Below are 12688 nucleotides of genomic sequence, written 5' to 3' on the forward strand. Positions count from 1 at the left end.
AGCATCATAACTGGAGGGATTAAAGTGAAGCAACTGCGGGACATTCCCATCTCCGTGCTGGATCTCGCTCCGATTAAAGAGGGCAGTACAGCAGCGGATTCATTTCATAACACACTGGATTTGGCCCGTCATGCCGAAGAGTGGGGCTATAAGCGCTACTGGCTGGCGGAACATCATAATATGACTGGCATCGCCAGCTCCGCCACTTCGCTTGTCATCAGTCATGTGGCCGCTGGTACACGCAGTATCCGCGTAGGCTCCGGAGGCATCATGCTCTCCAACCATGCGCCGCTCATGATTGCGGAGCAATTCGGCACACTGGAGTCCCTGTATCCTGGACGCATAGATCTGGGGCTGGGAAGAGCTCCGGGCTCTGACCAGGCAGCCTCCAGAGCGCTGCGGCGCGGCCTGGGCAGCGACGGCAGCGAATTCCCCGAGCAGCTGAGCGAGCTCCGGGCTTACTTTGATCCAAACGGCGCAGGCTCGCGGCCGCTCGGAGTGCGCGCTGTTCCCGGCGAAGGCCTGAACATTCCGATCTGGCTGCTGGGTTCGAGCGGCTTCAGCGCCCAACTGGCGGGGCAGCTAGGCTTGCCGTTCGCTTTTGCCAGCCACTTTGCACCGGATTATCTGCTGCCTGCCCTGCAACTGTACCGCAGCAGCTTCAAGCCATCGGCTGCCCTGTCCAAGCCTCATGTCATGGTCGGGCTTGGAGCTACCGCCGCTGACACCCTAGTGGAAGCCCGAAGACTTGCCACCTCTCAGCAGCAGCAATTTCTGAACATTATCCGTGGACGCACCGGCATGCTCCAGCCTCCGGTAGACAGCATGGACGGACTCTGGTCCATGCAGGAAAAAGCCATTCTGCAGAACAAGCAGAATTACTCTATAGCGGGTGATCCCTCCGCTCTGCAAGAACGGCTTCTGCAGATTGTTGAAGAGACCGATGCCGATGAGTTCATCATCGCATCGCAAATTTTCGACCATTCGGCCCAGTTGCATTCCTATGAGCTCATAGCCCAGCTTTTTAAGGAGAACTAGATCCCGCCATCCGGCACATAATTAAGCAAGGCGATTATTAGGTTGGAAAGCATCGGCTTCCCTTCCTTGTAACCGCCTTGTTTTTTGTATACTCATCCCGAATCGTTCTTTATAAAACGCTATCATTAACAATGATATGGGTAAATAATGAGTAAATCGAAGTAATTAAACGATAACCGGTTATTACATCTTCAAATCGATTGATTTCAACCAATGAATATGTTTTATTCCGTTTTTCTTTATTTACAATTTTGATTATACTGTAGATATTCGTTATAACGAACATACATATGGCTATAAAACTCTGACCACTGTTATCAGGACACTATCGCCTTATTATGTAGTAGTTCTCCATGAAACTACTCTTTATGACAAAAATTGAAGAAACATCAGGGTTAAAGTAAGGATTTGTCGAGAGTACGCTGAGGGCAGGATTACTTTCCGGTAGAAAGGAGCGTGGAAAGTGAAGAAGAGAGTTCAGGCCGGCTTTATAGGCGCCTACATTCTGATCATTCTGGCAGGTGTCATCTGGCATGCCGGGGGTGTAAGCGCAGAAGAGACGATTAAGCTCCGGGTCAATTCCCATACGACGAGCACCGAGATTATGAGCAATATGCAGCCGGGCGACGCAACGACCTCAGATTATACGGTGATCAATGAGGGTCATGAACGGTTTAATTATTTTGTTGATTTCAAATTCACCTCCGGAGACGAGGAATTGTACAATATACTGCAAATGACCCTGCAAAAAGAGGGAGTAATCCTCTATTCAGGAGTGATGAGCGAGGCAGAAGGCAGGGTAGCCATAGGTACACTTACCGGAGGCTCACAGGAAGTGCTCCAGATGGATGTGTCCTTTCCGCTGGAAGCAGGAAATGAATATCAGGGGAAGACAACAAGCGTCGACTTCATCTTCTCCGCTTCAGCCTCACCAGAACCAACAGCTGAACCTAGCGCAACACCGGCCGCTACCGCGACACCAGGTCCAACCAGTGAACCTAGTCCGACAGCAAGTGCTACCGCAACACCGGGTCCAACCACTGATCCTGGCGCGACACCGGCCGCCTCCGCTTCAACGGAGCCGTCGGGTAATCCAACAAGCACACCTAGCAGCGGGCCGACAGCATCCCCTGGCATTACTGCCACACCGGGAACATCGGCGGCTCCAACTGGTTCACCAGCCGTGACAGCTTCACCGGGAACCGCTGTAGTGACTGTAACGGATGAACCTGTGCCAATGGGCGGCACAAACAATGGAACACCGGAAGGTTCGGCCACGCCGACACCGTCTCCGGCACCAAGTGACGACGTCATTATAGATGATGATGAGATTCCGCTCTCCGGACCGGAAGAGGGCGACAAATTGCCAGATACAGCAGAACCTTGGTATAACCTGATTCTGATCAGTTTGGCTGTTGCCATACTCAGTATTATCGTCCTTCGCAGACTGAATTCGAAAAAATAAGCTGAATTAGCCAAAGGTTGGAGGTGAGAGTATGAAGAAGCGTTCCGGGCTATCCATTGCCGTGAAGCTGATCTTCATACTCTCTTTGTGTGTACTGATCTATTCTGTAGTGCAAATCTTAAAAGCACCCGCTGAAGCCCGCCATGCCCTAAACGATTGGGACAAAAAGAGGGAGGAAGCCGTCAGTCTCCAGGTGCCGGAAGAAGAAACTCCGCTGCCCGCAGGGATGGTCAATCTCTCTGGAGAGAAAAGCATTTCCAGAACCGATTATACCGGGGGCGAAGTTATTGGAGAGATTTATTTTCCGAGGCTGGATAAACGGGTGGCGATTCTGGAAGGAACGGAGCGCCCCCAATTGAAAAAAGGCGCAGGGCATTATGAAGGGAGCGCAGCGATTGGCGCCATCGGCAACAGCGTGCTGGCCGGCCATCGCGATACAGTGTTTCGCGGCCTTGGCAATCTGGAAGTCCATGATCTGATCGAGCTGGAGACCGCCGAAGGAAAATTCATTTATGAAGTTACCGGCAGTCTCATTGTAGACGGCGATGAACGGGGGGCGATTAAGCAGAGTGATACACCGGTGCTTACCTTGATCACCTGCTATCCTTTCTCCTACGTCGGCTCTGCGCCTGACCGTTACCTGCTCTCGGCGTCATTGCTCCGGCAGGAGCCGCTGTCCCGCGAAGCGGAATAACATATGCACGCCACAACGCTAAGGATGAGACCTTCTATAGAAAGTGATAATATAGACATACGACCGGAAGAAAAAGAGGAGCTGAACCATTTTGAAAGATGAGCTGATCAAACGTTTTGTGTCTTATGCTGAGATGGATACCCAATCGGATGAAGACAGTGATACCTGTCCTTCCACTCCGGGGCAGATGGTGCTGGCCCGTAAGCTCGTTGATGAGCTTAGCGAACTAGGACTTGCGGAGGTTACGGTGGACGAGCATGGTTATGTCATGGCTACCCTTCCCGCCAACAGCGACAAGGAAGTTCCGACGATTGGCTTCCTGGCGCATTTGGATACCGCGACAGATTTCACCGGCGCCGGTGTAAAACCGCAAATTGTCGAGAATTATGACGGGAACGACATTGTGCTGAACAAGGCGCTGAATGTGGTCCTCTCCACGGAGAGTTTCCCTGAGCTGCCCGGGTATAAGGGACATACCCTGATTACGACAGATGGGACTACGTTGCTGGGAGCAGACAACAAGGCCGGAATCGCCGAGATTATGACCGCGATGGCGTATCTTCTGGAGCATCCGGAAATTAAGCATGGCAAGATTAGAGTCGCCTTCACCCCCGATGAGGAAATCGGACGCGGACCGCATAAATTCGATGTCGCCGCCTTCGGCGCTTCCTACGCCTACACCGTTGATGGAGGGCCTCTGGGAGAACTGGAATATGAGAGCTTTAATGCTGCTGCCGCCAAAATCAGCTTCAAAGGCGTCAACGTGCATCCCGGCACCGCCAAAGGAAAAATGATCCATTCGTCCAAAATCGCCATGGCCTTCCACCTCCGGCTGCCATCCGGCGAGGCTCCTGAATTTACGGACGGCTATGAAGGCTTCTACCATTTGATCTCCATGCAGGGATCGGCGGAGCACAGCAAGCTGCATTACATTATCCGCGACTTTGACCGCACCCAGTTCGAGAACCGCAAAGCGAATATTTCTGCGATTGTAGATGAATTCAAATCCACTTATGGCGATGAGAACATTGTGCTGGAATTGAATGACCAATATTATAATATGCGTGAAAAAATCGAGCCGGTCCGCCATATCGTCGATATTGCCCACGAAGCGATGGAGAACCTCGGCATAACACCGGTCATTCGCCCGATCCGCGGCGGGACAGACGGTTCACAGCTCTCCTACATGGGACTCCCGACTCCGAACATTTTTACCGGGGGCGAAAATTTCCACGGCAAATTCGAGTACGCTTCTGTAGATGTTATGCTGAAATCCGTCCAGGTTATCGTTGAGATTGCCAAGCTGTTTGAGCAAAAGGCATAGCCGAAGGTTTCCCCTTGCGGCTGCACAACCCGCTGCAACAATTCGGCCTGCCCGTTCAAGAGCAATTGCTCTGACCGGGCAGGCCTCTTTGCGCAGGTAGTGAAGCTCCTGCGGCTTATCCGCTTTTATTACCTGCGCAAACTGTGCAAAAATAAAACCCTCTGACCGCCGCAATGCGGGAGTCAGAGGGTTTTTGCTTGGTGAGAGCTTCCGGCGGCAGCCAGACAGCAATCAGTATGGGACGCGGATTTTCTGGAAATCGTTCCTCCGCTGCCAGAATAGACCCCGGGCTTGCAACGGACCCAGCAGCTCTTATTTTCAACTGGAGCATCATTCCGGCAAGCTATCGGACCCCAATGCACTTATGCACGGATATTGGCCTGAAATCCGGCTGCCGAAACGGTAATAAGTGCGCTACGGTCCGTTAGTTCCGTAAAATGCACTCTATAGAGAAAATAAGTTCTCCCCGGTCCGCGGCCGTGGCAACACCTCAAACTTAGCTGTAACGGCTCCGTCTGAGACGAACCAAACGGAGCGGCGGCTGGCTGCTGCCCCAATTAATCCGCAGGCGGCAGTTTTACCGCTGGCGCTCCGATGGATCGGGTTTAGGCTTTGATCGGCATCCAGCCTGGCGTATGGATTAATGCGCCCCATAGCGGGTCCGGTATTACAAGCTCCGCCTGAGCTGAAGGATCAAGTTCTGTCTTAATGTCAGCAGCTCGCCCTTCGGCAACCTTCTGTACCCAGTCCGGATCAATCAGCAGCGGGCGGCCCAGAGCTACCAGGCTGATTCCGGTCTCCAGGCTCTTCAGCGCATCATCGGCCTTATACAGGGAGCCGACACCAATAACCGGAACACCATCTCCTGCACGGTCCACAATCTGCTCAATCCGTGGACGGCTGTCGTCCGTGCCGCGGTGAGGCTTGGACCACAGATCCTGCTGCGAAACATGCAGATAGTCCAGCCCCTCCTCCTTCAGCGCATCAATCAGCGCAAAGGTCTCGGCCATCGTAATCCCCGGCGTTTCCGGCTCCTCGGGTGAGAAGCGGTAGCCGACCAGAAACGGCGACGAAGTATGCTCCTTCACCGCATGTTTGACCTCACGCAGCACGGCGAGCGGGAAAGTCAGCCGGTTCTCCAGGCTGCCGCCCCAGCGGTCTTCGCGTGTGTTGGAATGCGGGGAGAAGAATTGCTGCAGCAAATAGCCGTTCGCCCCATGAATCTCCACGCCGTCGAAGCCGGCCTCTATGGCCCGGCGTGTAGCCGCGCCGAAGTCGGCAATAATGCCGGTAATTTCTTCTTCGCTCAGCGCACGAGGAACAGGACCGTGACCTCCGCGCGGCAGCTCAGCCGGAACATTGCTCGCGCTGACCGTCTGGCCATCCGGAAGCAGCTCAGGAGGACACTGGCGGCCGCCGTGGAAAATCTGCAGAACTGCCTTCGCGCCTGCACCCTTGATTGCTTCAGCCAACTCGCGCAGGCTTGGAATCAGTTCATCACGGTCTGCACCGAATTCGCCGGCAAAACCTTTACCGCCCCGCGTCACATATACACAGGCCGTAATCACCAGTCCCGCACCTTTGGAGCGGCGGGCATAATATTGCAATTCGGGACCGGATACCGTACCGTCCTCATTGGAAGAAAAGTTGGTCATCGGTGCCATAACGACACGATTTTTTAATGAAATCCCGTTTTCGAACCGGTAGGATTCCAGCAGTGGACTATAATCTGTAGACATCTTTGATTTCCCTCCATTATATACTTAGTGCTACTGGCTCCACGCTTGCAGCTTGGACCGGCAGTCTGTAATCTATTGCTAACGAACGTTATCTATCTCCCTCAGGTATATCCTTCCAGATGACATTATTCCCGTAGTTTTTGCCCCAATCGTACATCATACGCAGTACAGGCAGCAGGCTCTGCCCGTATTCCGTCAAAGAGTATTCTACTCTCGGCGGGACCTCAGCATACACCTTTCTCAGCACAAGCTGGTCTTCCTCCAGCTCACGAAGCTGATTGGTCAGCATTTTTTGCGTAATATGAGGAATAAGCTTCTTCAACTCACTGAAACGTTTGGTTCCTTCAAGGCCCAAGTGCCATAAGATGATCAGCTTCCATTTACCGCCGATAACGGCAAGCGTAAGCTCCTTCTCGCAGTTGATTTCCTTCAGATTGATACGGTCTTTAATATCCGTCGCCAAGGTATGCGGCCCCCTTTCGTTCTTTAACATCATACTACAAAACACCCGGGGGCCGCACATCGCCGGCAGGCGCATCGGGGCCATATTCCCTATGTACGCATACAGACCGCAGGCTCGGCCTGCGGTCTGTATGCTGCGTATGCGTTTTATTTGCTGGACAGGCTTCCCTGCAGGCTGGCTGCGCTGAAGTCCGGCTGCGCTTCAATCGTGGTGTCACCCGCTGCTTTGGCTTTTTCCAGTGCTGCATTATAGCGGGTATTCAGATCCTGAAGCTCCTTGTCCAAATCTCCGCCGTCAAAAATATATTTGTTGAAGACATCGACTTTCTTCGTTCCTTCCAGGCGTCCTTCGGTAGTTACCAGCGGAGTTGCCGGATAGATGGCATCAAATTTCGTTGGCAGGAAGTTCTCGATTCCCGGAATATCCGGAGCTTTCGCTGCAGCAGCAACGGAAGGAATAACCGAAACTCCGTATCCGCCTTCCTGATAGGCAATCTGCACCTCATCGCTGTACATCCACTCGATGAATTTCCAAGCCGCTTCCTTCTGCTCCGAATCCTTGCTCATCGCCAGGTAGCTGCCGGAGATAACCTGACTGGCACCGTTTTGCTGGCCGTCTACTGTCGGAGGAAGCGCTGCGGCCCAGCGGATATCGGTCGGGAATTGAGTTTTGTAGACGCTAGGCTCGACAGAATGGTTGAAGTACATCCCGATTTTACCCTGGGCGAATTGCGCACGCAACGGGTCAATATCCAGCGATTCCGAGCCCGGCATCATGCTTCCGTCCATCGTGATCTGCCGCAGTGCTTCAAGGGCCTCCTTATACATACTGAAGTCGAACTGACCGGTCTGGAAGTTGAAGCCCTCTGTACCTGCTGTTTTGCTGAGGGTCGTGATCGGATAAGCAATACGTTCAAAGCCGCTTGCACTTTTGAAATTTCCGGCGAAGCCATAAGCACCGCCGGCTTTACCCGCTTCGGTAATCTTCTTGGCATCCTCCACCATTTCCGCCAGCGTGGTCGGCGGCTCGGTAATGCCAGCCTTCTCGAACAGATCGACGTTATAGATCAGGCGCCAGAACTGGCCGATATTCGGCAGGGTGTAGATTTTGCCGTCCACGGTGTTCTTCTCATTAATGAGTACCTTCTCGAACCGGCTTTTCATTTCCGGTGTAATATAACTGTCGAAGGACTCCAGGTAGCCTTTCTTCACCCAGGTTGGCACGTTCCCCGTATCCACACGCAGAATATCCGGTGCTTGTTTACTGGAGAAGGCAATATCCACCGACTGGGCGTAGTTCTCGGCCATCACCTTCATTTCAATATCGACATCGGGATTGAGGCCCTCATATTCACTGATTTTCTGCTCTATAAAGTCAGAATCATGCCGGTCGATGGTCCAGTAGACCAGCTTTGTTTTCTCAGCGGCTGTATTGTTGCCCTCCGCCTCCGTATTTGTATTGGACGAGGAGCACGCAGCCAGCGAACCGGCCAGCAGCAGCGAAACTCCAGTCAGCATCCACTTATTTCTTTTCATCTAAATTGCCTCCCTTTTCTTTTTGTAATCGCATTCATTTCATATAAAAATTATAGAATGTCCGCCCGATTCTAAGTGAAGGAGAAAACAACTATTCATGGGAGACGAAATCACTGTTTCCGCGCTGCGTGACCGAAGCGTATTTGGAGCGGAAGTCGGTAGGGGTCATGCCGGTATATTTTTTGAAGAGTTCAGTAAAATAGGGGCGGTCCTCATAGCCCAGCGAGACGGCGATATCCTGAACCTGCATGCCTTCCAGCACCAGTTCCTTGGCCTTCTCCATTCTGCGGCTGATAATGTATTGGGCGAGCGTCATCCCCATCTCCTTTTTGAACAGATTGGAGAAATAGCTCGGGCTGAGATGAACCTCTCTGGCACAATCTGCTACGGAAAGGTTGCGGTGCAGATTTCCATTGATATGGGCGATGGCCCGCTCCACCAGCACACGCGCATCACTGGACTGGCGGATTTGCACGTACGCACAGCCCTGGCGGCAAAACTCCCGGATCTGCCTGCGCAGCTCCTCAAAGGAGGCGGCTCCATTCATGTCGGCCAGCTTCTTCTCCAGCGTCTTGACCTCCGAGTCCGAAGCCTTGTCTGAAAAGACACGGTGGATCGAATGGGCCAGTTCAAGACACATTGTCTTGACGATTGCCGGGCCCGGCAGGGTGGGAGCGCTCAGCCATTCATTCCAGATGTCGCCTAGTTGCTCCTCCGCTTTGGCCAGATTGGCCGAACGCAGGCAGTAGAGCAGTTCCTTCTCTTTGTCGTAAGAGTACCTGGGCAGGGCGGCATCCCCCTCCAGCGATTCCACATAACGGTATACGCTGTTCCCGCCGGTCAAAAAAGTATTCGCCAGCGCAGACAACGCCTGGGCATAGGACACGGACAACTGGCCTGCCTCCTCGATTTCCCCGCCGAGTCCGATCGACACCGTCTGGTACGTATGACGGCATACGTTTTCCCGGCATTTCTCCGCGAGCTGCTCCGCATCCAGCTCCGCCGGGGGATTCATGACGATGACGAATTGATTGACGTGCTCGCGGAAGACAAGACCTTGCGTATAGGCAGCAACCGTCTCTTCCAGAATATTCTGCACCGCAAAACGGATCAGCTCGACCTCGGATACTGGCAGGGCGGCCGTGCGCTCTGCAAAAAAGTCTATTTCCGCCACCAGCACACAAAAGTCGCGGCTGTTCATTGTAATGGCATAGAAATCCCACTGCTGGCTGAGGTGCTGCTGCCTGCTGCCATAGCGGATGAGCAGACGCATATACTCCTGGCGCAAATAAGGCATGCTCTCCCGCAGCTTCTGCTCCATCCCCCGCATCTGTTCGGCCTGGGAGCGTTCCCGCTCCAGCATCTCTTTGGCTTTCAGAACCGATTCAAGCACCTGAGGCTTGGTAAAAGGCTTGACGATCAGGTCAAAGGCCCCAAGCTTCACCGCTTCCTGGGCATATGTGAAATCGGAGTAGCCCGTCAGGAAAATCAGCTTGATGTCCGGCTGCTCCGCCTGAATGATCCGCATCATCTCAAGTCCGTCGGTGAACGGCATGCGGATGTCGGTCAACACAATATCAGGCCGGTGCTTGCGGATCTGCATTAGCCCTTCTTCTCCATCGGCCGCTGTTGCTGCAACTATAATGCCGTGCTCCTCCCAGGGAATTCGCTGTGACAGGCCCCGGACAACGGCCGGGATATCGTCAACAATACATATTTTAATAGGTTCAGTGTGGTTCAGGATAAACTCCACCTTCCATTGGAAATGTGAGAACCGCTTCGGTTTCGATAAGTGGACGGCTGCAGAAGGATAATCCGGCCTCCTTGCCGTAATACAGCTGCAACCGGCTGCAAATATTGGACAGGGCGTACCCTCCGCTGCCGACAGGCTCCTTCAGCCGGGCATTCAGCTTCTCCGCATCCATGCCCGCCCCGTTGTCGGTTACCCGGATTACAAGATTGTGCGCCTCCACTGCCACGGAGATCCGAATCATCCCCCCGTTCCGCAGCTCCTTCAGCCCATGCAGAATGGAATTCTCCACGAGAGGCTGAATGATAATCTTCAGCACGGGAAGCTCCAGCAGCTCCGGCCCGGCGGTTATCGTATACTCGAACAGTCCCTCGTAGCATTGCTGCTGGAGGTTCAGGTACTGGCGGACATGCTCCAGCTCCCTGCCCAGAGTCGTAATTTCCTGCCCGTTGTTCAGGCCCAGCCGGAACAGGGCGGACAGAGAAATCACCATCTGCTTCACATCTTCATATTCATCCATTTCGCATTTCCAGAAGATTGTATTCAGTGTGTTATATAAAAAATGGGGCTCAATCTGCGCCTGCAGCGCTTTGATCTCCGCTTTCCGCTTTTCTTTTTCCGTATCCTTGACTTCAAGAATCAGCTCGCCGATCCGGTCCAGCATCTGGTTGAATTTACGGCCCGCTTCCCCGATCTCATCCTGAAACGGACTCTGGAAACGGGCGCCCAGATCCTCCTGCTCCACCCGCGACATCGTTTTCTGCAGCTTCAGCAGCGGCCCAAGCAGCAGTGCGGACAAATATCTCGCCAGCAGCAGCGCGATCACAATACAGACAGCCATGATCATCAGCACCAGCCACTGAATGCTGCGCACAGGCTGGAGCAGCTCCTTCTTCGACTGGTAGCTGACCAGCAGCCAGTCGTCCGCATACCGTGATTCGGCATAGCTGACCAGCATCGGCCCGCCGCCGGCGGAATACTCGAAATTACCGCTTTTTGCTTCAAGCAGCTTGTCCATAAATGCCGCCGAGCGTGACCATTCCGGCCGCTCTTTGTCTCCGAAGACACTTGCCCCCGTCTTATTGATCAGCAGAAACTTTGCGCTGCCGAGGCTGGCACCTCCGCTGACCGTATCTTCCAGGATGTCCTCCTTTACATTGACGGTCAAAAAGACATCCGGCACATAATTCTCCGTAAGCGGCTGCAGCAGCAGGGAAATGACCTGATGCTTTCCGGCGAACAACTCATCCTGGTGGCTCTCCACCCAGTTCGATTCCGGATTGTCCTTGATCCGCTTATACAGCAAAGACTCCATAAATGGAGTCGCTGTTCTGCGCAGATTGCCGGCGGAATAGAAATCCCCGTCCGGCGTACTGATCAGTATAGATTCAATGGAGTTCTCCGTCAGTTCTGCCTGTGTAAAGGGGCCTTGCAGCAAGGAGAAATTGGCGAAAAACCGGTCTGTGTTATGCGCTTGTATGTCCCTTATGGTCTGCTTGTACGCTTCACTCAGCATCATCGTGGAGGAAGCCACAATAATCTGCTTCAGCTTCTGGTCCAGCACGTTGACCGACTGGTTCAGCACATTGCGGTTCAGGTCGATGGAGTTGCGCTCCATAGCCCGCGAAGCAATCGAGTAGGCCCACAGGCCGGTAATAGAGATGCAAAAGACTGTCAGTGCGGTAAACGACAGCCATATTCTTTTCTTCAGCGAGGTCCGGTAAAGCCAGGCCTTCAGCATGGTTCCACATCCTTTGTTGACCGGCCGCCCGGAGAATCGCTGCGTTAGCCTCAGCCCTTTACAGAGCCAGCCGTCATCTGCATGAATGATTTGTTAGCAAAAATATAGACAATAATCATCGGCAGCATGGACAAACATGCGCCGGCAAGCATTAACTGGGGCTGCGCCGCATCCCCGATACCGTATTTCAGCCCGGCCAAACCTACGGTCAGTGTCTGCAAGGCAGGCTGCGTCATAGTAAATACCAGCGGCAGAATATATTCATTCCATGCGCCGCGGAAGGTCCAGAGCGCAGTCACCCCCAGCGCGGGCGTCAGGAGCGGCAAGATAACACGAAAGTATACGCTATAGAAGTTGCAGCCGTCAATAAACGCCGCCTCGTCAAGTTCCTTCGGGATCGCCCGCACAAAACCGATCAACATAAAGAATGCGGTCGCATGGGCACTGATCAGAATGATGATGACGCCCCAGAGCGATTTTTGCAGATGAAGCGATACCATAAGATCAAACTGGGGACGCAGCACGACAGCACCGATAGAGATAAACAGAGTGCAGGACTGAATGATCACATACAGCCGTTTCCCGTAGAAATCAACCCTCGCTACCGCATAAGCGGCCATTGTTCCTATCAATAGAGTGCCTATAGTAGTAAATGTGCTGATAAATACGCTGTTCCAGGTGAAGCGTGCGAAATTCGCTGAAGTCCAGGCCTGCGAATAGTTATCGAATTTCCATTCCTTCGGCAGCAGGGTTGTTCCTGTAGTCAGCTCCAGATTGGACTTAAGCGACCCGAAAAAGGCCAGAACAATCGGGAACACCGCAAAAGCCGCCACCAGAAGCAGGAAAATCCACAGCAGTACCTTGGACAGCAGCGCTTTGGTCTTAACCGAACGCTCAGCTTGTGCCGGAGTCATTTTCGTTTCCGCATGCAATGTGCTC

At 53.3% G+C, this 12688-nt stretch carries 10 protein-coding genes; 4 read left to right on the forward strand and 6 right to left on the reverse strand.

What is annotated here, in order from left to right:
• The first annotated feature begins 24 nt into the window (after positions 1-24).
• The 4 genes from H70357_RS32365 to pepT all read left to right on the forward strand — a co-directional run bounded on the left by H70357_RS32365 (position 25) and on the right by pepT (position 4521).
• On the forward strand, positions 25-1038 hold the full coding sequence (locus H70357_RS32365) for an LLM class flavin-dependent oxidoreductase (RefSeq protein ID WP_081966042.1): 1014 nt from the start codon (positions 25-27) through the stop codon (positions 1036-1038).
• A 463-nt stretch (positions 1039-1501) separates the two neighbouring features.
• Complete coding sequence (locus tag H70357_RS32370; protein WP_038597769.1) at positions 1502-2503, forward strand: hypothetical protein; 1002 nt, start codon at positions 1502-1504, stop codon at positions 2501-2503.
• 31 nt (positions 2504-2534) lie between these two features.
• The gene (locus tag H70357_RS34710) at positions 2535-3197 is read left to right on the forward strand and encodes a class D sortase (RefSeq protein ID WP_052092376.1); all 663 of its coding nucleotides are present in this window, start codon (positions 2535-2537) and stop codon (positions 3195-3197) included.
• A gap of 91 nt (positions 3198-3288) precedes the next feature.
• The gene (gene pepT, locus H70357_RS32380) at positions 3289-4521 is read left to right on the forward strand and encodes a peptidase T (protein ID WP_038597772.1); all 1233 of its coding nucleotides are present in this window, start codon (positions 3289-3291) and stop codon (positions 4519-4521) included.
• Positions 4522-5126: 605 nt separating this feature from the next.
• On the opposite strand, the gene H70357_RS32390 is transcribed toward pepT, so the two are convergent.
• The 6 genes from H70357_RS32390 to H70357_RS32415 form a co-directional block, all read right to left on the reverse strand.
• The gene (locus tag H70357_RS32390) at positions 5127-6260 is read right to left on the reverse strand and encodes an NADH-dependent flavin oxidoreductase (RefSeq protein ID WP_038597777.1); all 1134 of its coding nucleotides are present in this window, start codon (positions 6258-6260) and stop codon (positions 5127-5129) included.
• 88 nt (positions 6261-6348) lie between these two features.
• The gene (locus H70357_RS32395) at positions 6349-6723 is read right to left on the reverse strand and encodes a winged helix-turn-helix transcriptional regulator (protein WP_038597780.1); all 375 of its coding nucleotides are present in this window, start codon (positions 6721-6723) and stop codon (positions 6349-6351) included.
• 146 nt (positions 6724-6869) lie between these two features.
• On the reverse strand, positions 6870-8258 hold the full coding sequence (locus tag H70357_RS32400) for an ABC transporter substrate-binding protein (RefSeq protein WP_038597782.1): 1389 nt from the start codon (positions 8256-8258) through the stop codon (positions 6870-6872).
• Between the two features lie 91 nt (positions 8259-8349).
• Complete coding sequence (locus tag H70357_RS32405) at positions 8350-10011, reverse strand: response regulator (RefSeq protein WP_052092377.1); 1662 nt, start codon at positions 10009-10011, stop codon at positions 8350-8352.
• Complete coding sequence (locus H70357_RS32410) at positions 9986-11749, reverse strand: cache domain-containing sensor histidine kinase (protein ID WP_038597785.1); 1764 nt, start codon at positions 11747-11749, stop codon at positions 9986-9988. The genes H70357_RS32405 and H70357_RS32410 overlap by 26 nt, the downstream gene beginning before the upstream one ends.
• A gap of 50 nt (positions 11750-11799) precedes the next feature.
• Positions 11800-12663: a carbohydrate ABC transporter permease gene (locus H70357_RS32415; RefSeq protein ID WP_052092751.1), complete on the reverse strand. Its 864-nt coding sequence runs from the start codon at positions 12661-12663 to the stop codon at positions 11800-11802.
• Positions 12664-12688: the final 25 nt, after the last annotated feature.

This window comes from Paenibacillus sp. FSL H7-0357 (assembly GCF_000758525.1).
In the GTDB taxonomy this organism is placed as follows: Bacteria; Bacillota; Bacilli; order Paenibacillales; family Paenibacillaceae; genus Paenibacillus_AQ.